The sequence below is a fragment of the Streptococcus phocae genome, assembly GCF_001302265.1.
Lineage (GTDB): Bacteria > Bacillota > Bacilli > Lactobacillales > Streptococcaceae > Streptococcus > Streptococcus phocae.
In genome coordinates this window covers 24,455-51,140 of the sequence record NZ_LHQM01000003.1, presented here as the reverse complement: position 1 = coordinate 51,140, position 26,686 = coordinate 24,455, and the positions used below count along the sequence as shown (strand labels likewise).

Sequence of the window (26,686 nt, the reverse complement as noted above, 5' to 3'; positions counted from 1 at the left end):
TTGACATAATTAATTTATTAAGGTAAAATATTTTTTAGTCATTTCAAGGAGTTATGTCACAATGAAAACTAAAGAAGAAAAAACATTTTTAGGACACCCTCGTGGTCTGTCTACACTCTTTTTTGCAGAAATGTGGGAAAGATTCTCATACTATGGTATGCGAGCAATCTTGCTATACTACATGTATTATAGTGTTTCTGAGGGCGGTTTAGGGTTTGATAAAGCAACTGCTGCTTCTATTATGGCCATTTACGGTTCTTTGGTCTACTTATCCTCTGTTATTGGAGGATTTATTAGTGACCGTATCCTAGGGAGTCGCAAAACGGTTCTCTATGGTGGGATTCTAATCATGATTGGTCATATTGCACTAGCGACCCCTTTTGGTAGCACAGCCCTATTTCTTTCTATTGCACTGATTATTTTAGGAACAGGTCTTTTAAAACCAAATGTTTCGGATATGGTCGGAAGCTTGTACGAAGATAACGATCCGCGCCGGGATGCTGGATTCAGTATTTTTGTTTTTGGGATTAACTTAGGAGCCTTTATTGCGCCAGCAATAGTTGGTTACTTAGGGCAACAGGTCAATTTTCACCTAGGATTTTCACTTGCAGCTATTGGTATGTTTTTAGGATTGGTCAAATACGTGAAAGACGGAAAGAAATACCTGTCTGAACAAAGTTTAACACCAACTGATCCACTTAATGACCAAGAAAAAAGCAAGCTCCTAAAACAAATCGGAATCGTAGCATTAGCGACTGTTGCTTTACTCATTGTGCTTCATTTGGTTAATTTATTAACCATCAATAGCATTATTAATGTGTTTACCATCATCGCACTTGTAATTCCTATTTATTACTTTGTCACCATCATCTCTAGTGACAAAATCAGTAAAACTGAGCGCTCACGTGTCTGGGCCTACATCCCGCTCTTTATTGCCTCTATTTTATTTTGGTCTATTGAAGAGCAAGGTTCTGTGGTATTAGCACTATTTGCTGATGAACAAACACGTCTGTACTTTACCCTTTTTGGACACCAGATTCATTTCCCATCTAGCTATTTCCAAAGTATTAACCCACTCTTTATCATGCTTTATGTGCCATTCTTTGCATGGATTTGGTCTAAATTAGGAAATAGACAGCCATCTTCATCTAAAAAATTTGCTTATGGACTATTTGCTGCAGGGCTATCATTCTTATGGATGATGCTTCCTGGAACACTCTTTGGAGTTAACGCCAAAGTAAGTCCTTTATGGCTAATCATGAGTTGGGCTATTGTTATCGTCGGAGAGATGCTAATCTCACCTATTGGTTTGTCAGTAACCAGCAAATTAGCTCCAAAGGCTTATCAAGCACAAATGATGTCAATTTGGTTTCTAAGTAATGCTGCGGCACAAGCTATTAACGCACAAATTGTTAAATTCTACACCACTAATCATCAAGTCACTTATTATGGTGTTGTAGGAGCAACTACTATTGTATTTGGTCTCCTCTTATTGCTTTATGCACCACGTATTGAAAAATTAATGGCTGGTATTAGATAAAAAAGAGCAATTGCTCTTTTTTATCTAGCCAATCCTTGTTAGCTTTCAACGAACCTTACCATTATACCACTAAATCAAAAAAAATAGACTTAAGGATTAAGTCTATTTTTTTATTATATCCTACTTTATTTAATTTCCTTTGAGTTCATCAATAAAGCCTCTCAAAGCGTCCATTAATTGATGCCACAAGCTTTGCCCTTTTTCTAGAGCTTGATTGGCATCAAAATGCAAATCAATCCCCTTAAAAGTAGAGCCTGCCTTAGAAACAATGCTGTCTTTCAGTGAATCTAGAGTTTTGATAAAATCACCATTAAAAATCACTTTACTATTTGATAAATTGATAGCAAAATTAACAATTAGATTAATCTGGTCAGCAGTTACTGCATCTGATAATCCATAATGGTCTAAGGTTTTGTCAACAACTTCTCTTACTTGCTCTTCACTAATGTTACGGCCTTCCTTGGCGACAGCTGCCTTAATATCTGTTAGTGCAACATTTAATTTATCAGCATCATAGCCTGCTTTGCCTGTATTAGCTGCATTAATGTCTGAAAGAGCTGCTAGTTCTTCCTGTGCTAATGCTTTAGACTCTACAGGAATCGAGGCGCCATTTTCTTCGAGAGAATAGTAGATACCTGCCAAGGCTGACTCACCTGTAACAGGGATAGGTGATGCCACACTGATGTGCGCGTGCTGAATCCCAAGAGTGATGGCTGCGTTACGATACATGTCTGGTGTGACTTTAATGATGTTTTCTGGTGTTAAAATAGTGACCGCTAGGGTTTCTCTTGCCCCTAGTTTTTTAATTTTTACTGATGAATAAAGCTGTAAACTAGGATCATCTGCCACATTCATAATTTGCGCATAGGCTGTTGTATTAAGCGTTTTTAATTTAGCAGCTGAGTTTTCTTGATACCCTAATATAGATAAGGTTTGATTGCGCTGGTCTGCCGATAAAGAATAGCCCAACACATAATCAGGTTGAACATAAGTTTCATCAATCACTTTTTGAACATTGTTCGTTGCTGCATGGATTGTTTGTACAGTCGTTAGCGAAAAAAATGCTAATAACATTACTAAAATGGATTTACAATATTTCATTTTGACCTCGTTGATACTAAAATTGATTTATATCTTATTTTTAATGGTCTTATTTTAGCACGTTTTTCAAAATAAGACCATTATCTAATGTTTACTCCTACTAAAAAACATGATTCCCTGGTATTTTAAGGAAATCATGTTTTTTATAATACTCTGGTAATGTGCTTTTGATCACTCGTTTTCTTGTCTTAGATTATCCGCCTGCTCTTTATCGGTAAAATAAACATAGTAGTGATCATCTAGCTTAATCACGTAGCCGTTTTTAACATCATTGATAATATCACTCGTATTAAGCGAATAATCCTCTGGTGCTAACACCTCTGATGAAAAAATACTATCAAATGGGACATTGCCATTGTAAAAATGGTAATGGTCACCGTGAGAGGTGACAAATCCATCGTCAGAAATAGACACTACGACTTGTTCAACGTCAATGCCTTCTTCCTTATCAATTTGATCAGGTGTTTTAGTATTTGATTTGCCAGCTTTTTCTTGCTTATGGGTCGTTTTTGCAGTTTTTGAAGTGTTGTGATGGTTTGTTTTAGTTTGAGATGCTTGACAAGCTGCTAAAGCGATGACAGTTAATAGTAAACAAACAGATAAATAAGCTTTTTTAATCATTTTTCATTCTCCAATGTGCGATAAAGTGTCTTAAGGTTGGTCTCAAGATTTTCCAAATAAGATTTATCGTTGTCAGGTGCTGTTTCTAGCGGCTGCAAAACCTCGATAGCAACACCACTACTTTTAGCCAAAGTTTTTGCCAGCTTGTCCGATTGGTTATTTTCTACAAATATGGTTTTAACCCCGTATTTGTTAATAAAACGATCAATTTCTGTTAACTGACGAGGACTAGGCTCTTGTTCAGGTGATATCCCCGCAATTCCTAATTGTTTTAGCCCAAATCGCTTCGCTAAATAAGAAAAAGCGGTATGTTGGGTGACAAATGTTTTTTGGGAGACCTGTTCAAATTTTGATTTATAGTCAGTCACTAATTGCTCTGCCTTTTTGTGAAAGAGTTTGGCATTTTTTAAGTAAGTGGCTTTATTTTCTGGATCTTTTTTTGCTAAAAGCTTTGCGATACTCGTAGCTTCTTGACTGGCTAGGATGGGATCAGTCCATGTATGAGGGTCATTTAGAGAAGAGGCATCCATCCCTTTTTTGACTTTGACATGTTCTAATCCTTGAACCCTATTTAGTTTGAGATGTGATGCTCCTTCTAAAACGGTCACCTTTTTAGCTTCAAGTTGTGGTGCCAAATCCGCAGCCCAAGATTCTAAAATGTTTGAATGGTAAATAAACACATCAGCATCGTATAGGCGTGCAACTGCTGTAGGACTAGGCTCATAAGAATGGATACTAATATTTTTAGCCACCATATGCACGTCGTTTAAGTCTCCTGAAATTTCTTTAACCATGGCATAAATGGGATAAAAGCTCGTTTTAATCACTAGCCCTTTTTGTTTTGATGCAGCTCCCCCTTGGCAAGCTGATAGGACCATTAAGCTCGCTAATAAAACTAGCGACAAGAACCAATTAACTATTTTTTTATTCATGATGTCTCTCTTAATTTATTTTAATAACTGCTAAGATAACACGCTTTTCTAGCCTTGTCAACGTGCTATTTTTTTACTATTGGTCACCATTAACCTTTTAACTTTGTGGCTACTCATGTAATTCTAGCGGAAGACCGTCTGGATCAAAAAAGAATGTCATTTTTTTACCAGTATAATCATCTCGTCTAATTGGTTCGGTAAAGATTCCCAGAGCTGATAATTCCTCAACTGTTCTTTCAATGGACTCAACCTGAAAAGCTAAGTGTCTCAGACCGCAGGCCTCTCTGTCATACTCGGGTCTCCCAATGCGCTTTGGAGGAGCTTGATAGTGAGGATCAGTCGTTGAATTTCCAAAAATTTCTAGCTCAACAGAACCACATTTTAAATCTAATTTATAATCATGCCTCTCTGGTCTGTGGTTTTCACGAATAATCTCAAAACCGAGTTTATCAACGTAAAAGGCTTTTGACCGGTCATAATCTGAAACAATAATGGCGACGTGATGGATAGCGTCTAAACGCATCTTTTCTCCTTTCAAGCATAAAAAAGAACAAAAGCAAGTATCACATGATTTTGTTCTTTTTATGATGGTGTCCTGCACACAATAAACCTAGCTGGACACTTGGTTATAAGAATGATTAAATGCTTCTAACACTTTTGCAGGAGCTTTACTGAACTCGTATTCTTTTTGTAGTTGGCCCTTAACGATAATCCGCTCCGTTGCCTCAAAGTCTGTACAAGTCACTAAAGTCACTTCCTTGCGACCTGGTGTATTGTCGATAACATCAATACGATCAGGGGTAACCGTTGCAACGGTGTCAATGACATACTCATAAATACGATCCTTGTCCGTTAAATAGATTACCATACCATCTTTTGCTCTTTCTAAAGGTGAGAAGAGCATTTCAGACGAACCGACCAATCCAAAGATATGATGGCTAGCTAATGAGTAATTGTTATCGCCTCCCATGACTTGGTCTTCCTTCATGGTTCCTGCACCGTAGATTAATTCAACATTTCCTAGTCCCTTGAAAATTGGTAGGTTAATACCAAGTTCTGGTATTGCTATTCCACCGATGACTGGGAGCTGTTGTGCTGCCATTTGCGCCTGTAGCACACTTTCTGTGCTGACTGGTGCCACGGCATTGAAATCAAACGTGGATTTCGCTTCTTTATTTTTTTGGATTTGCTTTTTAGTCACCTTGCTAACTTGATATTTATTAGAATTCCAAGCAATCAAGGTGTTTCTAATCGGTTTATTAAAGAGAAGAGCCAAGCCAACAATCAGTAACATAACCACTATGGTTTTTCTGAGAACCGACATTGATCTTCTTTTCCGAGTTTTTTGACTTCTTGACATCTCGTTTACTCCTCGCTATCTTCTGCGAATTCTTCTGCTTCGACTAGAGCAAAGGTCACAATACTAGAATCAGCATCTAAGCGCATGACCTTAACACCTAAGGTTGCACGGCCTGTTTGAGAAATATTAGTAACATTAGTACGAATAATCACGCCTTTATCAGTGATAACCATGATATCTTCTGTGCCATCTACTGTCATAAGCCCCGCCAGTTGACCATTTTTAGCGGTGATATTAGCGGTTTTAATCCCTTTTCCACCTCTACCTTTTGTCGGGTATTCAACCGCACTAGTACGCTTGCCGTAGCCATTTTCAGTGATAATCAGAACTTCTTGGTTGTCCTGGATGCGAGAAGCTCCCACAACCACATCGCCATCACGAAGTCTCACCCCACGAACTCCCGCAGCTGAGCGTCCCATGTGACGAATGGTGTCTTCCTTGAAACGAACGGAGTAAGCTAAGCGTGTACCAATAATAATGTCTTCTGTGCCATCTGTGAGCAACACATTAATCAACTCGTCTCCGTCTTTAAGCGTTATCGCCCGTAATCCGTTTTGACGGATATTGTGGAATTCTGTAACACTTGTTCGTTTGACCACACCTTGTTTTGTGGTAAAAAAGAAGAATTTATCTAAGACGTCTTGTTTTCTAGCATTGATAATGGTTTGAATGGTTTCACCGTCATCTAATTTTAACAAGTTGACAATTGGTAGTCCTTTGGCGGTACGTCCATATTCAGGAATCTCATAAGCTTTTAGGCGATAGACACGGCCAAAATTTGTGAAAAACAGTAGCGTATCGTGAGTACTAGTTGAGACCAGTTCACGAACAAAGTCATCATCGTTGACGCCTGTTCCTTGAATACCACGTCCTCCACGTTTTTGAGCACGAAACTCATCTTGCGCAAGACGCTTTATGTAGCCTTTATTTGAGAGAGTGATTAAAACATCTTCTTCTTCAATAAGGTCTTCATCTTCTAGTGAGATAATTTCTCCAACCATTAGCTCTGTACGACGAGGATTTGCATATTTGCGCTTAATTTCATTCATTTCTTCTTGAATGATAGTTTTAACACGTTCTGGTTTAGCTAAAATATCCATCAAGTCTGAAATCAAAGCAATTAAATCATCATATTCTGATTGGATTTTATCTCTTTCCAAACCTGTTAGACGGCGTAAACGCATGTCTAAAATGGCTTGGCTCTGACGCTCTGACAGGTCAAAGCGAGTCATTAACTCACCTTGAGCGATGACATCTGTCTGGCTATTACGAATAATCGCAATCACTTCGTCGAGATGGTCAAGTGCAATCAGCAAACCTTCTAAGATATGAGCTCTTGCTTCTGCTCTGTCCTTATCGAACTGTGTGCGACGTGTGATAACTTCTTTTTGATGCAGAATATAGTTGTCAATAATTTGTCTGAGTGAGAGAATTTTTGGCACGCCATTTTCAATGGCGAGCATGTTAAAGCTAAAATTAGTTTGTAAACTAGTTAGTTTAAACAGATTGTTCAAGATAACATTTGCTGAAGCGTCACGTCTCACCTCAATAACAAAACGAATCCCTTCACGGTTAGATTCATCTCGAACAGCTGTAATACCTTCGATCCGTTTTTCTTGAGCCAAACGAACGATGTGCTCGTGAACCTTTGTTTTATTGACACCGTATGGAAATTCTGTGACAACAATGCGTTCACGCCCGTTTTTTTCGGTTTCAATCTCCGTACGCGAACGCACAACTATTGACCCTTTTCCTGTGTCATAGGCTCTGTAGATTCCTGAGCGTCCCATAACCATGGCTCCTGTTGGAAAGTCAGGTCCTGGAATGACTTCCATTAGGTCTCTCGTTGTACACTCAGGATTGTCCATAACAAGCTTAACCGCATCAATGGACTCTGCTAAGTTATGGGGTGGAATATTGGTAGCCATACCCACAGCTATCCCTGTTGCACCATTAACTAATAGATTAGGAAAACGAGCTGGTAAAACTAAGGGCTCTCTTTCGTTACCATCATAGTTATCTTGGAAATCAACAGTATTTTTGTTAATATCTCTCAGGAGTTCAAGAGCGATTTTGCTCATGCGGGCTTCTGTATACCGCTGCGCCGCAGCTCCATCACCATCCATAGAACCGAAGTTTCCATGTCCGTCAACAAGCATGTGGCGATAACTCCACCATTGTGCCATACGAACCATAGCTTCGTAAATTGAGGAGTCCCCATGAGGATGGTATTTACCCATAACATCACCAGTGATACGGGCTGATTTTTTATGTGGTTTGTCCGGAGTGACTCCGAGCTCATTCATCCCATAAAGAATACGGCGATGTACTGGTTTTAAACCATCACGCACATCTGGAAGCGCCCTTGCTACAATAACACTCATAGCATAGTCAATGAAACTTGTCTTCATTTCGCTTGTCAGATTAACGTCAATTAAATTTCTATCTTGCATTTAAGGAATGCTCCTTTTCTAGTCAAAACTCATTACAATTATACCACAAATCCCTTATTTTTTCCTTTTTTACAGCGCTACCAAAAACTATTTTTATTATTTTGTATAATTCCATGACAAAAAAATCACAATGTGGTAAAATAAAATCGTAAGGGCTTTGCCCTAATAAATATAAGGAGATGTTTAGACATGACTGCAACTAAACAACACAAAAAAGTTATCTTGGTCGGCGATGGTGCCGTAGGTTCATCTTATGCATTTGCATTGGTAACCCAAAATATTGCGCAAGAACTTGGTATCATCGATATCTTCAAGGACAAAACCCAAGGGGATGCTGAAGATTTGAGCCACGCACTCGCTTTTACATCACCTAAAAAGATTTATGCAGCTGAATACTCAGACTGTCATGATGCTGATTTAGTTGTTTTAACAGCTGGTGCACCACAAAAACCAGGTGAAACTCGTCTTGACCTTGTTGAGAAAAACCTTCGCATTAACAAAGAAGTTGTAACACAAATCGTAGCTTCAGGCTTTAAAGGTATTTTCCTTGTTGCTGCTAACCCTGTTGATGTCTTGACATACTCAACATGGAAATTCTCAGGTTTCCCTCAAGAACGTGTTATTGGATCAGGAACTTCTCTTGACTCAGCTCGTTTCCGCCAAGCTCTAGCTGAAAAAGTTGGTGTTGATGCGCGTTCTATTCATGCCTACATCATGGGTGAGCATGGAGATTCTGAATTTGCTGTATGGTCTCATGCTAACTTTGGTGGTATTAAACTTGATGACTGGTTGAAAGAAAACCGTAACATGAGCGACGAAGACTTGAACGACCTCTTTGTATCAGTTCGTGATGCTGCTTACTCAATCATCAACAAAAAAGGTGCAACCTTCTATGGTATCGCTGTTTCTCTAGCTCGTATCACAAAAGCTATTCTTAATGACGAAAATGCAGTTCTACCTGTATCTGTTCTTCAAGAAGGTCAATACGAAGGCGTTACAGACTGCTACATTGGTCAACCTGCAATCATTAATGCTTATGGTATCGTAAGTCCAGTTAACATACCATTGAACGAATTAGAAACAAAACAAATGCAAGCATCTGCTAACCAATTAAAAGCTATCATTGATGAAGCATTTGCAAAAGAAGAGTTTGCTTCTGCAGTTAAAAACTAAAGTTATCTCTTCTTATCAAATATAAATAAAAACCCTTTATTTCCTGAAACAGGAAATAAAGGGTTTTTGATTACTCTCTAGGGTCATACCTTAACATTGCAATGCCGTCCAATGCTGTTGACTCAACAAGCTTTAGCTCAATTGATTTTAACATTGTTGAAAATAGGGGTTTTCCCTGTCCTAGTAAAATAGGAATAATCCCGATGATATAATGATCTATCATGCGATACTCTAAAATGGTTTGCACTAACTGGCCACCACCAAACAACCAAATCAGTCCTTCTTCTTTTTTTAACTGTTTAATTAGCCTGATTGGGTCTTTCTCAAGAGTAACAAAGCTGGGAAGGTCGTGGTTTTGCCATTTTCTACTGATAACATAAACTTTTTTGGTTTTAAAATAATCGATTTCATCAATCGCACAAGCTTCAAAAGCCTTTCTTCCCATAACAACAGTATCACAACTGTCAAGAAATGCTTGATTATCAAATTGTAAATCTGTGTCATAGACGGCCGTTCCATGCCCTCTAATCCAATCGTAACTGTCATCTTCTCTAGCGATAAAACCATCTAAACTCATTGCAATATTCAATACTAATTTGGCCATGCCTTCTCCTTATCAAAAAAGAGTGATTAACCACTCAAGTGGCATCACTCTTTTTCGTTATTTAATCTTTATTTCACAACTGATTATTCTGCACCTAGAGCAGCCATTGTGATGTAGTTGTATGGTTTATTGAAATGTGGTAAGAAGAAAATGTCAGTTAGGGCTAATTTTTCAATAGTAACCCCTTCTTGGATAGCAAGTGAAAACATGTGAATACCCATTGAGATATCTTCACGAGACACCATTTGTGCACCAAGGATACGACGTGATTCTTTATCGTAAACAATCTTAATTGTAACTTCAAAGTTGCCATGCTCAATAAACTCTGGTTTTTGATTGTCAGTATACTCAGTAACAGCTGCATCAAATCCTAGACGTTTTGCTTTTTCAAGTGTCAAACCAGTTGATACCATGTGTAGGCCATAAATTGAAATACCGTTAGACCCTTGAACACCGATACCTTCTAGATCTGTACCACATGCGTTATGAGCCGCTACGATACCTGTACGAACTGCGTTTGATGCTAAAGCGATGTAGCTTGTGTCGCGAGTTGCATTGTCATAGATTGTTGCACAGTCACCAATAGCGTAAACACCTGGCATTGATGTTTCTTGATGTTTATTAACCACGAATGCACCATTACGGAAGAGTTCTAATTTGCCGCCACCAAGCGCTGTGTTTGGACGGAAACCAACTGCAAGGATAACCATGTCAACATCGTATTCATTTTTATCAGTAATGATTTTTTCAACTTTGCCATCACCAGCAACTTCTTGAACAGTTTCACCAAATGCCAATTGAATGCCGTTGTCTTCCATGTTTTTAGCCATCATTTCAGTCAAGTCACGGTCATAGTAGCCTGCAAGACATGTTTCAGCAACATCGATAAGAACAACTTCTTTACCTTTACGTTGGAAAGCTTCTGCTAATTCTACACCAATGTAGCCTGCACCGACAACTGCTACACGGTTAACATCTTTGTTTTTCAATCTCTCAATAACGTCTTGTGAGTTTTGATACAATTTAACGAATTGAAGGTTTTCAAGTGTTGCTTCAAACTCTAAAGAACCTTCTTTGATAGCAGCACCTTTGATTGGAGGCAAGATTGGTTGTGAACCAGTCGCAAAGATTAATTTGTCATATGATTCAGTATGTTCTTTGCCTTCTACAAGAGCAGTAACTGTTTTGGCATCATAATCAATAGATTGAACTGGAGACTGCATGTAAATTTTAGCACCGAGTGACTCTAACTCTTCTTTGTTTGAGTAGAATAGCCCTTCAGGACCAGCAATTTGCTCACCAATCCAAAGTGCCATACCACAGCCTAAAAATGAGATATTTGAGTTTTGGTCAAATACAACAATTTCGTTAGCATCACCATAGTTTGTTAGCATCGTTTTAATACAAGCTGTACCGGCGTGATTTGCACCAACAACAACAATCTTACTCATATTTCGTTCCTCTTTTCACATTATTTATATTAGGACTCTATTATATCACATATGAAAAGCGCTTCCAAATATATTGCTTCGTTTTTAATAGATTTATTTTTTAAAAAAATTCTATTTCTTTGAACTAAAAAACTATTGTTCCTAAATAACTCATGAATTATGAGTATTTAACAACAATAGTTAGTAATTTTTGGATTTAGAAGAGCTTCTAAATATATTTTATCGAAAAATAACGACTTTTTCCTGAATTTTTAAAAAATGTTCTAAAAGTAATCAATGTAGCTTATTATTCTTTTATTTGCCGTTTTTTGGCTCCAAACGACCTAATTACTCAAAAAAGGCTCATGAGTTCAATCAAATAAAGATTAAAGTGCACTTCTCTTGAGTAATAAATATTACCACCATTTTTATAGAGTTTTCCACCGGATACTAGGGCTAAGGGGTGATAATAAAAATACGTTTCTCCGGAATGGTTCCCCAAACTAGGAGCAACAACATCTTTTGAGTAAGTTTTCGCCAGTTCCAAAGTGTTTTCACCACCATTATTAGCCACGTAATTAATATAAGCAGTCCCGAAGTTGTATGCTTGGACCGCTGTCCAAGAGTCGACTCCTGCTTCTTGTGCTAAAACTAAATTATGAGACAGTAAAGCGACCCCTGATTCAATACTTGATTGGCTATCGGTGATTGATCCGGTTTCCCCTGATTCGCTTTCACTCGATTGCATCACATCTACTTGACCGCCCTTGGTCTCTGTATAAATCATGGCTAGAACAAGATCCACATTTCCTCTGATATGACTCTCTGATAGTGAGTGCTCCACCATTTGCTTATACTGTAAGACTCGGTGGACACTTTCTCGGATAGTCATCACTTGATGAATTGCAAAGACCAAACCAGCTAACAAGATGATACGCTTTATCCATTTTAACATGTTATTTATTCTTAATATCCTCTATGTTCTTGATTAATATAGAATAAGTGCCATTATCATTAAGAATGAACTCAACTGACTCCGCATCTTGGTAAATAGCATTTGGAACGATTAATTCAATGCCATTTGACAGTGATAATTTTTGGTTTTCTCGCTTTTTAATCTGCCTAGAGTGATCAATATCACTGACTGAAATAGGTTCAGGAATGACTTCTTTAACTTGATCTACAAAAGATAAGCGGGCTGTCAGGTTATTATCGAATAATTGATCAGCCAGCTTTTCAGGAGACAACTGCGCATCTTCATCTAAATGTTTGCAAATAGCAGTTTTCATTTTGGATTGAAATGCAAAATCGTCTTGATTGAAATTATCGGCGATTTTTTGAGCTGTTTGCTCAATCATTGTGATGCTTTTTTTAACAGATTGCTCTGGAGAAACCTTGAGTAGGTTTTCCGAAAAATAATTGGCAAAGCTCCCGTTATGTTTGATACGTTTCTCGATGAGGTAATAGTGTCTGTTACTCAAATGCACCACCAAGGCTTCATCAGGACTCTGTGAAGGGCTTGGAAGATTGTTTTGAGTCATGGTTATTGGATTTTCATGATCATTGGGTAAATGTGCAAAGTTTTCTTTGAGTGACAATCTCAAAAAAGCCAGATAGGACTCGCCATCTTTATCAAACTGAATAAAGACGAGATCATTTGTCTTTTGATCTTCTGAAATCACAAATTCCTTTTGCCATAAGCCAGCTATTGTCTTAGAAACTGGCAAAAGGTCTCCTGTCAAAGAGTTAAAGAAAGCATTGTCTGTTTCAAATTGTCCACGTTTAGCCTCATCAGAAAAAACTTTAGCCAGCTTTTTCCTAAAATAGTCATCAATTCTTGGTGTAATGGTGACTAGGCTATCTGACAAAATCAATGAGGTATCGCTAGGAGTAAATTGGTGAATGACCAATTGTCTAATATAAATGTCTAACATAGTTATTTCTTTTGATATAAAGGAAAGGCGTCCGTGATGGCACGAACATCTTGACGAATGCTCTCAAGGATAAGATGATCATCATGGTGCACCAAAGCTTTTATGATCAAATGAGCAATAGCTTTACTTTGTTCAACACCCATGCCACGGCTCGTAATTGCTGCGCAACCAATACGAATGCCAGATGTTTTAAAAGGAGACAGGGTTTCAAAAGGGATAGAATTTTTGTTTAAAGTGATATTGACATCATCAAGTAACTGTTGAGCTGACTTACCGCTTTCAATCACTCCAGTAACATCCACCAGAAACACATGATTATCTGTCCCGCCTGAAATTAAGCGAAAACGGCTATCTTTCGCAAAAACCTCTGCCATTGCTGCTGTATTTTCCAAGACCTTGTTTACATACGTTTTGAAGGCTGGGTCTAGAGCTTCTTTGAATGAAATGGCTTTTGCCGCAATCACATGCTCCAAAGGACCACCTTGTAGTCCTGGAAAAACAGCAGAATTGATTTTTTTAGCAAGAGCTTCATCATTTGTTAAAATCAAGCCACCACGTGGTCCACGAAGGGTTTTATGGGTCGTTGACGTGGTAACATCTGCATAAGGGATAGGATTTGGATGTAGCCCAGCGGCTACAAGACCTGCAATGTGTGCCATGTCTACCATCAAGTATGCCCCAACTTGGTCTGCAATCTCACGGAACCGTTTAAAATCGATGGTGCGCGAATAAGCTGAAGCTCCTGCCACAATTAGCTTAGGTTGGACCATTTTAGCTTGCTCTAGGATAGCGTCGTAATCTAACATTTCAGTGTCTTTATCGACTGAATAAGCCACAAAATTGTAGGTTTTCCCAGAAAAATTGACTGAAGATCCGTGGGTTAGGTGCCCCCCTGCAGCCAAATCCATGCCTAAAACAGTATCTCCAGGCTCAATCAAAGCCCAATAAGCCGCCGCGTTTGCTTGACTTCCTGAGTGGGCTTGTACGTTAGCATATTTAGCGCCAAATAGTTCCTTAGCACGGTCAATAGCTAGATTTTCAATAATATCAACGCATTCTGTACCACCGTAGTAGCGTTTTCCAGGGTAACCTTCTGCATATTTATTGGTTAATACAGAGCCTTGTGCTTGCATAACAGCTTGTGACACAATATTTTCAGAAGCAATGAGCTCTATGGTGTGCTCTTGTCTTTCTTCTTCAGCATAAATAGCATCCCAGAGTTCTTTGTCGTATTGTTTATAGTTTTCATTGTTAAAAGTCATTATTTTCTCCTTTTTCCCTCGGGGAATGGAACCTGGTCCCTGCTATATTGCCTGATAATTCGTTGCCTATCAACTGAATCAGCTATTATCAGCAAATGGTATCTCTGGCACTTTTGCCAGTAAATCGTCTTTGGTCAAGCTGCCTTGCCTTAAAATTTTAGCCACATCTCCTGATAGGTCTAAAATAGTTGAATCTTGTCCCAAAAGGAACTGGTCATCCTCATAGCCAATAACTTGATGATGAAAATCGACCAAAATGTCTTTTAGCTGTTTTCCACTATCCTTTCCTGAAATATTTGCCGAAGGGCCAATCAATGGTCCTGTCTGCTTAATAATATTTACAGTGGCTGGATGGTTGGGCAAGCGAAACCCAACTGTTGACATGCCTGAATTAATCCACTCAGGCACCTTGTCATTTGCTTTTAAAATAATGGTTAGGGGTCCTGGTAAAAACGCATCATAAAGTTTTTTTAGATATGCCGGTTGGTCTTTTGAAAAGGTCAAAATGCTGTCAAAATCTGCTACATTTAAATTCATAGCCTTGACGCGTGACCTTTGTTTGAGTTGGTAAACATGATCAACGGCTTTTTCATTGAGAGCTTGTGCAAATAAACCATAGACGGTCTCTGTTGGCAACACAACTGAACCTCCTGATTTAATGGTTTCAATCAGTTCTTGGATCATCTGCGACCACCATCCTTTCTTTACCAAAAAAATCTGTCAAAATACGAACCCTTTTTTGCGGGAATGATTGATTAATAAGATGCTTAATGTCAAGTCCTTGCTTGTAACCAATCTCAAAATACAGTTTTCCATTTGGTGCGAGATAAGAATGGGCTGTTTCGATAATCTGACGATAAATGGCTAAGCCGTTCTCATCTGCAAATAATGCCAAATGTGGCTCTGAATGATAAACATTCAATCCCACTTCTTTTTGATCTTGGTGAGCAATATAGGGGGGATTAGAGACGATTATATCAAACTGTCCTGAAATGTGTTCAAAGACATCCGATTGGATAAAGGTCACATCAACTTGTTGAGCTACCGCATTTTTCCGAGCAACTGCTAGCGCATCTGTAGAAATATCAGAAGCCGTAACCTTCCAATCAGGTCTTTCTTTTTTGAGTGCAATGGCAATCGCACCGCTCCCTGTACCAATATCTAACACTCTGACAAAACGTGATTTATTTTCTGCTAAAATATGCTCCACGAGCTCTTCTGTCTCTGGTCTAGGAATCAACACACGGTCATCAACGGCTAGTATCAGGTCTCTAAAATAAGCTCTGCCTGTAATATACTGCGGTGACTTGTGCTGACTTAGAGCTGAAAATATTTGTTCTAGCTTTTCAAGATCTTCAGCTGTCACGGGTTGATTTTGGTGCAAAAGGAAATCCAGACTAGTCCACTGTTTGAGTTCTTTAAAAACATAGGCGAGGTTTTCTTTGTCCTCACCTAGTTGTTCCAATTTGTCTTCGTAGAAACGGATTTGTTTGGCGTAATTCATTAGTTATTTAGTGATTCTAATTTTTGTGTTTGGTCATACATGATAAGAGCATCGACAATTTCATCCATCTTACCTGATAAAATCGTGTCTAATTTTTGCAGGGTTAGACCGATACGGTGATCGGTGACACGGTTTTGTGGAAAATTATAGGTGCGAATTCGCTCAGAACGGTCACCTGTACCGATGGTGGATTTACGCTCAGCATCTTGTTCGTCTTGGGCGATTTGTGCAAAGTGGTCAGCCACGCGCGCTCGGATGATTTTCATAGCCTTATCTCTATTTTTTTGCTGAGTCCGTTCTTCTTGCATTTCAACTTTTATATTGGTTGGAATATGAACGATACGAACAGCTGTTGCAACCTTATTGACGTTTTGTCCGCCGGCACCTGACGCGTGGTAGATATCAATGCGCAAGTCTTTAGGATCAATATCGTATTCAACATCCTCGACTTCTGGCATGATCAAAACTGTCGCCGTAGAGGTGTGAACTCGCCCTTGGCTTTCTGTGACAGGAACACGCTGAACCCGGTGCGCTCCTGATTCATACTTCAATTTTGAATAAACGGCTTGTCCTGAAACCATTGCCACCACTTCTTTGATGCCGCCAACGCCATTATACGAAGCTTCCATGACTTCAAAGCGCCAGCCTTGGCTCTCTGCAAATTTTTGGTACATGCCCAATAAATCTCCTGCAAAAAGTGCAGCCTCATCACCACCTGCTGCCCCACGAATTTCCAAGATAATATTTTTGTCATCGTTGGGATCTTTTGGCAATAATAGAATTTTTAATTTGTCTTCGTACTCTTCTTTAGCTGCTTTTGACTCTTTGAGTTCTTCTTTAGCCATCTCTTCAATTTCAGGATCGCCGCCAGACTCTTTAATCATCTCCTCAGCATCTGAAATAGATTGGATAATGTCCTTGTATTTACGATAAGCAGCCACTGTTTCGCGTGTGCTTGCTTCTTCTTTTGACAGGGTCATAAAGCGCTTGGTATCTGAAACAACTGCTGGGTCACTAAGCAGTTCCCCTAACTCCTCATAGCGATCCTCAACAGATTGTAATTGATCATAAATACTCATTATTAGTGTGCTTCTCCTCTTCTATTTTTAATGATGTTCCTTGCATGCTAGTTAATGCAGGTGGATGGAAATAGTGCTTGCGACAAACTGAAATATAGGTCTCGTTACCACCAATTTGAATTTGTGCACCCTCATAGACAGGTTTTCCATTATCTGTTCTTAAAACCATTGTAGCTTTTTTGCTACAATACTGACAGATGGTCTTTATTTCTTCGATTTTATCAGCTAAGAGCAACAAATACTTAGAGCCCTCAAATAGTTCGTTTTGAAAATCATTTTTCAAGCCAAAAGCCATTACTGGCACCTCTAACTCGTCTACAACACGTGCCAATTCATAAACGTTTTGCTTACTTAAAAACTGGCTTTCATCAATCAAAACACAATAAGGCAATGGATTTATCTGAGCTACATAATCAAAAATATCCATATCGTGTGTGACTGGGACAGCCTCACGACGCATACCAATTCGGCTCGAAACCACACCAAAACCATCTCGAGTGTCAAGCGCACTAGTCATAATAACGACTGGCTTTCCTTGTTCCTCGTAGTTATAAGCTACCTTCAATATTTCAATGGTTTTGCCTGAATTCATTGTCCCATATTTATAATAGAGTTGAGCCAAAATGGAGAACCTACCTTCTAGTTTTATCCTATCCATTCTATCATATTTGTCATTATTTGGCGATTACTGCACTTGAAAATATAGCATATCATTTTCAAGTTTTTTGACATAACTGCTGTCATTTTGGGAAAACGGGTTTCCTCATAGTCATTTCAGGATGAACATGATAAAATAGAATTATCAAAAAAAGGAGAATGCACATGCCGTTTATTAAAATCGATTTGTTTGAAGGACGTAGCCAAGAGCAAAAAGTAGAACTTGCTCGCGAAGTCACTGAAGTGGTTTCTCGCATTGCTAAAGCACCTAAAGAAAACATTCACGTTTTCATCAATGACCTTCCAGAAGGGACTTATTTCCCACATGGTGAGATGAAAACCAAATAATTATCTTTTCCCACTATTTTGGTGGGTTTTTTATGTCTCTTTGGAGGAAATATGTTTGTCACTGATCAAATAAAATTAATGGGAACTGTTATTGATATTCAGATAATGTCCCAAAGAGCTCCGCAGCAATTAATCAAGGTCCGGGACTTGTTAACGCTCTATAAAAATCGATTTTCTGCTAACGATGCTACCTCGGAGTTAATGGCAATCAATCAGGCAGCGGGCATTAAGCCAATCACCGTACACCCTGATTTATTTGTCCTAATCAGCCTTGGGAAAAAGCACAGTCTAGCAGACTTTAGTAATCTAAACATCGCTATTGGTCCACTGGTTCAAACTTGGCGGATTGGTTTCTCAGATGCTAAGGTCCCTAGTCAAGATGTCATCTCGAAACAATTGGCATTGACTGATCCTAGCCAAATTTTGTTGAATAAAAAGCAACAAAGTGTCTATCTGAGACAAAAGGGAATGGCTCTTGATTTGGGGGCCTTAGCTAAGGGGTATATTGCAGATCAAGTCATGACTTACCTTATTGAGGATGGTATTGATGCTGCCATGATTAATTTAGGGGGAAATGTTCTCACTCATGGGCTAAATCCTAAAAGAACGGACGGTCTTTTTTATATCGGCATCCAAAAACCGAATGCCGAAAGAGGCAAACACCTTGGTATTCTTAAAACAAACAATCAATCAGTTGTAACTTCTGGCATCTACGAGAGGCATTTTCACGTTCAAGGCAAGAATTATCATCACCTGTTAGACCCTCATACAGGCTATCCCATCAAAACAGATATGGCAAGTTTGACAATTGTTGCGCCATCAGCTACCGAAAGCGATACTTGGGCAACACGTTTATTTGGTCTCGATACCAGACTTGTTTTGTCCTTTTTAAATAATCGTGATGACTTAGGTGGCATTATCATCACTAGAAATCATCAAATACTGGTTTCTGATGGCCTACAAAAACAATTCCGACTGCTTTACAGCTAAACCTAACAATTTCTATTCACAAAAAATATGATATGCTTTGTGACAACACCTGTTTTTTTTACAAACAAAAATGACCTAGCTCTGTATAAAGCTAGGTCATTTTTCGTACAACTTTTTGAGTCAATCTATTGACTTATGAATGAGATTAGGACTTGTCTTTGCCATTTAGGATAAGGTTTAAGGTGACAGAGGTCAATGTCGCTATCACAATACCATTTGTTAGAAACATTTGAGCTGTTGCTGGCAAACTTGCAAAGAGATTCGTGCCGTTAAACCCTAATCCTGCAGAAATGGAAACCGCAGCAATAATAAAATTGTGTTCGTTATGTTGAAAATCAACGCGATTGAGCATTTGCATCCCTTGTAGGGCTACCATTCCAAACAATACCAACATAGCACCACCAAGAACAGGACTCGGAATCATTTGAGCCATGGCACCAAATTTTGGCAATAATCCAATAACCACTAAGATAGCTGCTGCATAGTAGATGGGACGACGCGTTTTAATCCCAGAAATCTGCACCAGGCCAACATTTTGTGAAAATCCGGTATATGGAAAAGTGTTAAATAAGCCACCGAGTAATACGGCAATCCCCTCAGAGCGATACCCGTTGCGTAAACGTGTTTCATTTAATGGGTCTTGTGTCAAATCAGAAAGTGCCAAATAAACACCGGTTGACTCAACCATGGAAACTGTCGCAATAATACACATCATCACAATCGAAGTGATTTCAAACGTTGGCATGCCAAAATAAAATGGTGTTGGAATATGAATCCAAGTCGCTTGAATAACTGGTGTGGTGTCAACCAATCCCATAAAGGCAGCAATAACAGTTCCTACAACTAGTCCAATGAGGATAGAAATGGATTTGACAAACCCTTTGGTAAACTTTTGAACCAATAAAATCACTAAGATGGTAAGCAAGGACAGTACCATGCTTTGAGCACTTGGTGATTCGGCATTATCTCCCATATTGCCCATCGCTACGCCTACCAAGCTTAGTCCAATTACAGTAATAACTGATCCTGTGACAATAGGAGGGAAAAAGCGAGCAATTTTTGAGAAAATACCAGCTACAAGGATAACGTAAATCCCTGAGGCAATTAAGGCACCAAACATGGCACCAGAGCCCTGTTGGGCTCCAATAATTGATAATGGAGCCACAGACTGGAAAGCACATCCTAATACAACAGGCAATCCTACACCAGTGTGTTTTGTGAGTTTGAGTTGTAGCAAGGTCGCAATCCCACACATGAAAATATCAGTTGAAATCAGATAGGTTAGCTCTTTTGCTGAGTAACCCAAAGCCCCTGCAATCATGATTGGCACAAGTATGGATCCTGCATACATAGACAACACATGTTGCAAACCAAGAACTGCTGACTGTGAATGTGAATGATCTTGTTTAATGGAATGTGTCATTAGGCATCAGCTTCCATGAACTTTAATGTTCCTTGTTCAAATGACTTGATGCGCGCTAATGATGTGACCTCAACTCCCATATCTTCGAGCAATTGACGACCATCTTGGAATGATTTTTCAATGACAATACCCACTCCAACTACTTGGGCACCCGCTTGATGAATAATCTCTATCAACCCTTTTGCTGCCTGACCATTGGCCAGGAAATCATCAACAATTAAGACCCTGTCTTCTTGTGATAAAAACTTACCTGCAATAGAAACGGTGCTGGTCACTTGTTTCGTAAAAGAGTACACTTCTGCTGTCAAGATACCTTCAGTCATGGTGATGTTTTTGTGTTTTTTAGCAAAAATCATCGGCACTTCTAAAGCTTCTGCTGTATAAACTGCAGGTGCAATTCCTGAAGCCTCAATCGTCACTACCTTGGTAATACCAGCATCAGCATAACGCTCAGCAAAAACGTTGCCGATTTCTTTCATCAGTCGGTAATCAACCTGGTGAGTTAAAAAATTATCTACCTTCAAGATGTTGTCTCCTAAAATATTGCCATCAGTTAAGATGCGTTCTTCAAGTAATTTCATAAGTCTCCTTTGATAAAATAGAAAAAAGCTTGCCGCAAAGCGATATCCAAAGATATCTGCTTTGCAAGGTTAATACCAAGCAAGCTTAAAAGCTTACTTATTGTTAGACATTAAGGTGTCTTGTAGAGACGCTGCGCCAATTCACAGCATAAATAAGTAGTCGTTATTCAATTTATTGTGATAACAATGTTAATATTGTATCACGATTATGATTTTTTTCAATAGGAAATCTTAAATCGTATCACCATTCCAAATAGAGTTTTTCACTACCACATAGTTAACATGGCGCAGACTCTCTAGTTCTTTGCCCCCTGCGTAAGAGATAGCAGACTGCAGGTCTTGTTGCATTTCTTGTAGGGTGTCTGCCAAATGCCCCTTAACTGGGAGCAAAATCTTTTTACCCTCGACATTTTTATGCTCCCCTTTTTGATACTCAGAAGCTGAGCCATAGTATTCTTTAAAGGACTGGCCATCACTTTCAACCAGTTTTCCAGGACTCTCTATGTGCCCAGCAAAGAGCGAGCCAATCATGACCATACTAGCTCCAAAGCGAATAGATTTGGCAATATCCCCATGAGTTCGAATCCCACCATCGGCGATGATTGGTTTACGAGCCGCTTTGGCGCACCAGCGTAGGGCTGCTAGCTGCCAACCGCCTGTCCCAAAACCTGTTTTAACCTTAGTGATGCAAACCTTTCCTGGCCCAATGCCAACCTTGGTAGCATCTGCACCTGCATTTTCCAACTCACGTACGGCTTCGGGAGTGCCTACATTTCCTGCAATTACAAAGGTATCAGGCAAAACTGCTTTGATGTGCTGAATCATCTCGATAACACTTGTCGCATGACCGTGAGCAATATCGATGGTGATAAACTCTGGCGCATCATCTGCTAACGATGATACAAAATCATATTCTGCTCGTTTAACCCCTACTGAAATAGAAGCAATCAACCCCTGCGCGTGCATCCGTTTAATAAACGGTTTGCGACTCGCTTCATCAAAGCGGTGCATGATGTAAAAATATCCCGATTTTGCCAGTTGCTCTGCAAGAGCCTCATCAATAATAGTTTGCATATTTGCAGGAATTACCGGTAATTTAAAGGTGTGCCCTCCTAAGGTCACTGTCGTATCTGCTTGCGACCGACTGGTGATAATGCACTTGTTTGGAATTAACTGAATATCCTCATAATCAAATACGGGCATGTCATTAAACATTTCTGTTCTCTTTTTCGTCGTCTGCAATACTTTAAACGACTGTATCTGTAATGACCTTCCTATAACCTCTAATAAAAGAGGCATCGCTAGATAAAACTTATCTTTCCATTTTAATTTTATGATTTTGTTTACATATTGTCAAAAAATGATTTAAAATTCAAAAAAATGTTCGTTTTTTATGCAAAAAACCTCACCCTGAATCAGGGGGAGGTTTAACGCATCATATGAAAACATTGCCACCAATTTCCTTTTAATCGGAAATCAGCTTTTCCTTTTGCAAATATTCACGCGCCACATTTTTAGCAGATTCTCCCTTAACAGAGACTCTATAATTCATGTCTTGCATCTCTTGTTCTGTGATTTTACCTGCCAATTGGTTTAAAATCGCCTTTAACTCAGGATGTTTTTTGATTAACGTCTCTCTCATTAATGGAGCACCTTGATAGGGCGGAAAGAGTTGTTGATCATCCTCTAAAACTTGCAAGTCATATTTTTTGAGCTCTGCATCTGTAGAGTAGGCATCCATGATTTGAATGTCACCAGACTGTATGGCTTGGTAGCGAAGAGCAGGCTCCATGGTAACAACTGATAAGTCTAACCCATAAGCTTCTTTCATGCCCCTGTAACCATCTTTGCGGTCCTTAAATTCAAGGGTAAAGCCAGCTTTAAGTTTATTACTATGAGATTTTAAATCAGAAATTGTCACGATGCCATAATCGCTAGCTAATTGTTTAGGCATGGCAACAGCATAAGTGTTTTGATACCCAAAAGGTTTTAATAACACCAACTGATCTTGTTGTGCAACACCTTTTTTAGCGTCTTGATAAACTTTCTCAGCGCCCTTTGACAAACCTGGTTTATCTTTTAGTAAGCTTGATACGATAGTTCCTGTAAATTCAGGGTATAAATCAATATCGCCTGACTTTAGAGCTTCGTATAAAAAACTGGTTTTTCCGAAATTGGATTTTAAGGTCACTTGTATGTCCGATTTTTCTTCAATTAATTCCTTATACAGATTAATCAAAATATCAGGCTCTGCTCCCAATTTTCCTGCAATCACAATAGTGTCTGTTTTAGCCATCATTTGCTTATGGATAACAGGGAAATAAGAAGCTAGTAGCCCCAGTAAAATCAAACAAAAAGAAGCAACAATGCGTTTTAAAGACGCTTTTTCCAAATAATGTAGGAGACTGTTGAAAAAAATGGCCAGTAAGGCTGATGAAATCGCTCCTATTAAGATTAAATCCGCATTATTGCGATCAATGCCTAATAAAATAAATGAGCCCAAACCACCAGCTCCAATTAGAGATGCCAAGGTGGCCGTCCCAATAATCATGACTGCAGATGTCCTTACTCCAGACATGATAACAGGCATGGCAATTGGTATTTCAAAGGTTTTTAGCCGTTCCCACTTGTTCATGCCAAAAGCTATCCCTGCTTCAACTAAACTAGAGTCTATTCCATTTAAACCAGTAATGGTGTTTTGTAAAATTGGAAAAATCGCATAAATGACGAGAGCTGTTACAGCAGGTATGGTCCCGATTCCCATCAGTGGAATGAACAATCCTAGTAAGGCTAATGAGGGAATGGTCTGAAAAACGCCTGTGAGTTGCAAAACAATATCTGACCATCGTTTGCTTTTACTCAATAAAATAGCCAACGTAATACCGATAAACAAGGCAATCAGCAAAGAAAGCAAGGAAATTTGCAAATGCTCTCCAAGAGCTCTAAGCCACTCGCTAAACCGTTCTTGAAAGGTTGTAAATATACTAGGCATGATTGGCACCTCCAAACAAGCTAGCTACAAAATCATTAGCAGGATGTGCCATAATAGTTTCAGGCTGATCTAACTGGACAATTTGACCCTCATTCAACACCGCCACACGGTCCCCAAGTTTTATAGCTTCGTCAATATCATGCGTGACAAAAACAATGGTCATGTCAAATTCTTGATGCAAGCATAACATCAAGTCTTGTAATTGCTTGCGTGAAATCGGATCTAAGGCTGAAAAAGGCTCATCCATTAATAAAATCTTTGGATGAGAAATAATGGCTCTGACAATTCCCACTCGCTGTTGCTCCCCACCTGACAAGTCACTTGGATAGCGGTTGAGATAGTCTTGTGAAGGCAAACCAACTTTATCTAGAAGCTCCTTGGTTTTCTTCAGAATGTCTGATTTTGACCAGTTTTTCATCTCTGGAATAATCGCTATATTTTCTGCCACAGTCAGATTAGGAAAAAGAGCAATTTGTTGAAGCACGTAACCAATTGATAATCGCATTTTTCGCAGAGGTAATTGACTCTGTGGCTCATTATTAAGTAAAATCTCGCCAGAACTTGGCTTAATGAGGCAATTAATCATCTTGAGTAGAGTTGTTTTGCCTGAACCGCTTGGCCCAACGAGGACAAAAAACTCGCGCTCTCTAATTTGAAAGGTTTGTTCCTGAAGCACTTTGGTTTGTCCAAATGTTTTAGAAACGTTATTAAACTGTATCATAGTTTCTCCAATAGTTTGGTGTGAAGATGCAACTGAGTAGTAGAATGAACCAGCTTTTAGCACAATAACATCTGAAATATCGTTTGTTTTATTATAGAAAGTTTATAACCATAAGTCAAACACCTTGGCTGTTTTAGCTAGCGTCGATTCGGTTTGACGCTAGATTGGTAGGACAATCATAATCATTGCCAAACCTAAAAAAGATAAGTATGATAGACTTATGAAAAAATCGCTTTATATTTTAGCACTGATTGAGTCAGGCAATGCCCATCAACAAACTTTTTTTAACAGTTTATCTCATCATTTTGATAACCTATTTCATATAGAAATAAGTGACCAACTAGAAAGTCATGCACTTGAACAGGCTGATGCCATATTTTCTTTTGAAAGTCTTTCAATCCAACTCCCAATATTGTATTTTAGTGAGACTGGGCAGACAAAAGGTTTTGACACTAGTGGCCCATTAATGATAGACAGTCATAGACTGTTAAAACTGACCAAATACCTGACTGTTTTTTACCAATCGCTAGAGACTAATTTTCTCCGCTACCTCCCCTTACAAGTTCGGTTAGCTGATTCTAGCGGTGAAATCCTTTGGACCAACAACCAGTTTGATGGTACTTTTTTCTCAGAAGACACGTCTAAAATCGAAGACTGGGTCATCCAAGACTTAAAAGAAACCCCTCATGGTAGCCGAGTATTCTTTTTACCGTCTGGGTCCTTAGACCACATTTATGTACAGCATTATCAAGCGCTACACGGGCCTTCTGATCAATTCTTAGGGGTTTATGACCAAACCTTAGACTTCAAACCCCTCCTAAAGCATTATCTAGAAGAAACTGGACAAGCTATTGTGGGCTGGTCTGATGTCACCTCAGGACCATCTATTAGTAATGACGATTAAAAAAAGCAAGCTAGGGCATGCCCTAACTTGCTTTTTTTGCGCACTAATCACGAGGCTCGGTCTAAAATGGCTAGACTCCTGTCACAATTAGTTTTCTAACGCTTGCGCTGCTGTAATGATTGCTAGTTTGTAGATATCTTCTGCACTTGAACCACGAGACAAGTCGTTAACTGGTTTATTCAAGCCCTGAAGGATTGGTCCAATGGCATCAAACATTCCTAGACGTTGAGCAATCTTATATCCAATATTTCCAGATTGCAAGTCAGGGAAAACAAATGTGTTAGCTTTACCTGCAACACTTGAATCTGGTGCTTTAATAGCTGCTGTTTCTGGTACAAAGGCTGCATCAAACTGTAACTCGCCATCTAAATTCAGCTCAGGGTTAAGAGTTTTCGCAATTTGAGTTGCTTCGGCAACTTTGTCAACTTGAGGTGCTTTTCCTGAACCTTTTGTTGAAAAGCTTAACATTGCAATTCTAGGATCGATATCAAAGATTTTAGCTGTTTCTGCAGTATTGACCGCAATTTCTGCTAACTCTTGAGCGTTAGGGTCAATGTTGATTGCACAGTCGGCAAAAACATAGCGTTCACTCGTGTTTTCACGGTTCATCAAGAAAACACCTGAAGTTCTTGAAATACCTGGTTTGGTTTTAATGATTTGCAAAGCAGGACGAACAGTATCAGCTGTTGAGTGAATTGCTCCTGAAACCATACCGTCAGCCAATCCCATTTTGACCAACATAACACCAAAATAGTTGACATCTCTAAGGATTTTATCCGCATCTTCAAGAGTTGATTTGCCTTTACGAATTTCAACGAACATTTCTTTCATTGCTTCGAATTCTGCGTAATCATTTGGATTGATGATTTTATAGTCTTGATCAGCAAACCCAAGTTTTGTCAGAAGGCTGCGAATGCTTTCTGCTTGTCCTAAGATGATCGGCTCAACAAGTCCTTCAAATTTCAAACGCGCTGCGGCACGAACCACACGCTCATCGTTTCCTTCTGGAAAAACAATCTTCATGTTTTTGCCAACAACTTTTTCTCTTAAGCTACCGAATAAGTTACGAATACCCAT

General features: G+C 39.0%; 26 protein-coding genes and 1 riboswitch. Of the genes, 5 read left to right on the top strand and 21 right to left on the bottom strand.

Annotated features, from left to right (window positions below):
* Nucleotides 1-61 precede the first annotated feature (61 nt).
* A complete protein-coding gene (locus AKK44_RS00565) occupies nucleotides 62-1,540 on the top strand; it encodes a peptide MFS transporter (RefSeq protein ID WP_054278061.1) in 1,479 nt (492 codons plus the stop codon).
* A gap of 129 nt (nucleotides 1,541-1,669) precedes the next feature.
* Here AKK44_RS00565 and AKK44_RS00560 read toward each other — a convergent pair whose 3' ends face one another.
* The 6 genes from AKK44_RS00560 to gyrA all read right to left on the bottom strand — a co-directional run bounded on the left by AKK44_RS00560 (nucleotide 1,670) and on the right by gyrA (nucleotide 8,007).
* Complete coding sequence (locus AKK44_RS00560; RefSeq protein WP_054278060.1) at nucleotides 1,670-2,641, bottom strand: DUF1002 domain-containing protein; 972 nt, start codon at nucleotides 2,639-2,641, stop codon at nucleotides 1,670-1,672.
* A gap of 171 nt (nucleotides 2,642-2,812) precedes the next feature.
* Complete coding sequence (locus AKK44_RS00555) at nucleotides 2,813-3,262, bottom strand: pneumococcal-type histidine triad protein (RefSeq protein WP_054278059.1); 450 nt, start codon at nucleotides 3,260-3,262, stop codon at nucleotides 2,813-2,815.
* Entirely contained in the window at nucleotides 3,259-4,182 is a 924-nt protein-coding gene (locus AKK44_RS00550; protein ID WP_408022486.1) for a metal ABC transporter solute-binding protein, Zn/Mn family, read from the bottom strand. The genes AKK44_RS00555 and AKK44_RS00550 overlap by 4 nt, the downstream gene beginning before the upstream one ends.
* A 121-nt stretch (nucleotides 4,183-4,303) precedes the next feature.
* The gene (gloA2, locus tag AKK44_RS00545; RefSeq protein ID WP_054278057.1) at nucleotides 4,304-4,717 is read right to left on the bottom strand and encodes an SMU1112c/YaeR family gloxylase I-like metalloprotein; all 414 of its coding nucleotides are present in this window, start codon (nucleotides 4,715-4,717) and stop codon (nucleotides 4,304-4,306) included.
* An 87-nt stretch (nucleotides 4,718-4,804) separates the two neighbouring features.
* Nucleotides 4,805-5,554: a class A sortase gene (locus AKK44_RS00540; RefSeq protein ID WP_054278056.1), complete on the bottom strand. Its 750-nt coding sequence runs from the start codon at nucleotides 5,552-5,554 to the stop codon at nucleotides 4,805-4,807.
* 5 nt (nucleotides 5,555-5,559) lie between these two features.
* Nucleotides 5,560-8,007, bottom strand: a complete 2,448-nt coding sequence (gene gyrA, locus AKK44_RS00535; RefSeq protein ID WP_054278055.1) for a DNA gyrase subunit A — start codon at nucleotides 8,005-8,007, stop codon at nucleotides 5,560-5,562.
* A gap of 189 nt (nucleotides 8,008-8,196) precedes the next feature.
* Between gyrA and AKK44_RS00530 the strand changes: the two genes are divergently transcribed.
* Nucleotides 8,197-9,180 (top strand): L-lactate dehydrogenase, encoded by a 984-nt coding sequence (locus AKK44_RS00530; RefSeq protein ID WP_054278054.1) that lies wholly within the window; start codon nucleotides 8,197-8,199, stop codon nucleotides 9,178-9,180.
* A 70-nt stretch (nucleotides 9,181-9,250) separates the two neighbouring features.
* Here the strand turns inward: AKK44_RS00530 and AKK44_RS00525 are convergent, their stop codons facing one another.
* The 9 genes from AKK44_RS00525 to AKK44_RS00485 form a co-directional block, all read right to left on the bottom strand.
* On the bottom strand, nucleotides 9,251-9,784 hold the full coding sequence (locus tag AKK44_RS00525) for a dihydrofolate reductase family protein (RefSeq protein WP_054278053.1): 534 nt from the start codon (nucleotides 9,782-9,784) through the stop codon (nucleotides 9,251-9,253).
* 83 nt (nucleotides 9,785-9,867) lie between these two features.
* Nucleotides 9,868-11,235 carry a H2O-forming NADH oxidase gene (gene nox / locus AKK44_RS00520; protein ID WP_037594197.1) on the bottom strand — a complete coding sequence of 456 codons (1,368 nt, stop codon included), beginning with the start codon at nucleotides 11,233-11,235 and terminating at the stop codon, nucleotides 9,868-9,870.
* Nucleotides 11,236-11,566: 331 nt separating this feature from the next.
* Entirely contained in the window at nucleotides 11,567-12,169 is a 603-nt protein-coding gene (locus AKK44_RS00515; protein ID WP_054278052.1) for a lysozyme family protein, read from the bottom strand.
* A gap of 1 nt (nucleotide 12,170) precedes the next feature.
* Complete coding sequence (locus tag AKK44_RS00510) at nucleotides 12,171-13,148, bottom strand: nucleoid-associated protein (RefSeq protein ID WP_054278051.1); 978 nt, start codon at nucleotides 13,146-13,148, stop codon at nucleotides 12,171-12,173.
* Nucleotides 13,149-13,150: 2 nt separating this feature from the next.
* The gene (gene glyA, locus AKK44_RS00505; protein WP_054278050.1) at nucleotides 13,151-14,410 is read right to left on the bottom strand and encodes a serine hydroxymethyltransferase; all 1,260 of its coding nucleotides are present in this window, start codon (nucleotides 14,408-14,410) and stop codon (nucleotides 13,151-13,153) included.
* 78 nt (nucleotides 14,411-14,488) lie between these two features.
* Nucleotides 14,489-15,094 (bottom strand): L-threonylcarbamoyladenylate synthase, encoded by a 606-nt coding sequence (locus AKK44_RS00500; RefSeq protein ID WP_054278049.1) that lies wholly within the window; start codon nucleotides 15,092-15,094, stop codon nucleotides 14,489-14,491.
* Nucleotides 15,075-15,914: a peptide chain release factor N(5)-glutamine methyltransferase gene (gene prmC / locus AKK44_RS00495; RefSeq protein ID WP_054278048.1), complete on the bottom strand. Its 840-nt coding sequence runs from the start codon at nucleotides 15,912-15,914 to the stop codon at nucleotides 15,075-15,077. Before prmC ends, AKK44_RS00500 begins: the two co-directional genes overlap by 20 nt.
* Complete coding sequence (prfA, locus tag AKK44_RS00490; protein WP_037594185.1) at nucleotides 15,914-16,993, bottom strand: peptide chain release factor 1; 1,080 nt, start codon at nucleotides 16,991-16,993, stop codon at nucleotides 15,914-15,916. The genes prmC and prfA overlap by 1 nt, the downstream gene beginning before the upstream one ends.
* Nucleotides 16,980-17,615 carry a thymidine kinase gene (locus AKK44_RS00485; RefSeq protein ID WP_037594183.1) on the bottom strand — a complete coding sequence of 212 codons (636 nt, stop codon included), beginning with the start codon at nucleotides 17,613-17,615 and terminating at the stop codon, nucleotides 16,980-16,982. The genes prfA and AKK44_RS00485 overlap by 14 nt, the downstream gene beginning before the upstream one ends.
* Before the next feature lie 200 nt (nucleotides 17,616-17,815).
* Here AKK44_RS00485 and AKK44_RS00480 point away from each other — a divergent pair, with 200 nt between their 5' ends.
* Together AKK44_RS00480 and AKK44_RS00475 are read left to right on the top strand one after the other, a co-directional pair.
* Nucleotides 17,816-17,998, top strand: a complete 183-nt coding sequence (locus tag AKK44_RS00480) for a 4-oxalocrotonate tautomerase (RefSeq protein ID WP_037594181.1) — start codon at nucleotides 17,816-17,818, stop codon at nucleotides 17,996-17,998.
* A gap of 51 nt (nucleotides 17,999-18,049) precedes the next feature.
* On the top strand, nucleotides 18,050-18,988 hold the full coding sequence (locus AKK44_RS00475; RefSeq protein WP_054278047.1) for an FAD:protein FMN transferase: 939 nt from the start codon (nucleotides 18,050-18,052) through the stop codon (nucleotides 18,986-18,988).
* Between the two features lie 145 nt (nucleotides 18,989-19,133).
* Here the strand turns inward: AKK44_RS00475 and AKK44_RS00470 are convergent, their stop codons facing one another.
* The 5 genes from AKK44_RS00470 to AKK44_RS00450 all read right to left on the bottom strand — a co-directional run bounded on the left by AKK44_RS00470 (nucleotide 19,134) and on the right by AKK44_RS00450 (nucleotide 24,705).
* The gene (locus AKK44_RS00470; RefSeq protein ID WP_054278046.1) at nucleotides 19,134-20,411 is read right to left on the bottom strand and encodes a nucleobase:cation symporter-2 family protein; all 1,278 of its coding nucleotides are present in this window, start codon (nucleotides 20,409-20,411) and stop codon (nucleotides 19,134-19,136) included.
* A complete protein-coding gene (locus AKK44_RS00465; protein WP_054278045.1) occupies nucleotides 20,411-20,992 on the bottom strand; it encodes a xanthine phosphoribosyltransferase in 582 nt (193 codons plus the stop codon). The genes AKK44_RS00470 and AKK44_RS00465 overlap by 1 nt, the downstream gene beginning before the upstream one ends.
* Nucleotides 20,993-21,072: 80 nt before the next feature.
* Nucleotides 21,073-21,168, bottom strand: a riboswitch (purine riboswitch).
* Nucleotides 21,169-21,223: 55 nt separating this feature from the next.
* Nucleotides 21,224-22,207: a GMP reductase gene (gene guaC / locus AKK44_RS00460; RefSeq protein ID WP_054278044.1), complete on the bottom strand. Its 984-nt coding sequence runs from the start codon at nucleotides 22,205-22,207 to the stop codon at nucleotides 21,224-21,226.
* 250 nt (nucleotides 22,208-22,457) lie between these two features.
* Entirely contained in the window at nucleotides 22,458-23,984 is a 1,527-nt protein-coding gene (locus tag AKK44_RS00455) for an ABC transporter permease/substrate-binding protein (RefSeq protein ID WP_054278043.1), read from the bottom strand.
* Nucleotides 23,977-24,705 carry an ABC transporter ATP-binding protein gene (locus AKK44_RS00450; protein WP_037594166.1) on the bottom strand — a complete coding sequence of 243 codons (729 nt, stop codon included), beginning with the start codon at nucleotides 24,703-24,705 and terminating at the stop codon, nucleotides 23,977-23,979. Before AKK44_RS00450 ends, AKK44_RS00455 begins: the two co-directional genes overlap by 8 nt.
* Nucleotides 24,706-24,925: 220 nt before the next feature.
* Between AKK44_RS00450 and AKK44_RS00445 the strand changes: the two genes are divergently transcribed.
* Complete coding sequence (locus AKK44_RS00445; RefSeq protein WP_054278042.1) at nucleotides 24,926-25,609, top strand: hypothetical protein; 684 nt, start codon at nucleotides 24,926-24,928, stop codon at nucleotides 25,607-25,609.
* Between the two features lie 87 nt (nucleotides 25,610-25,696).
* Here AKK44_RS00445 and pta read toward each other — a convergent pair whose 3' ends face one another.
* The gene (gene pta, locus AKK44_RS00440) at nucleotides 25,697-26,686 is read right to left on the bottom strand and encodes a phosphate acetyltransferase (RefSeq protein ID WP_054278041.1); all 990 of its coding nucleotides are present in this window, start codon (nucleotides 26,684-26,686) and stop codon (nucleotides 25,697-25,699) included.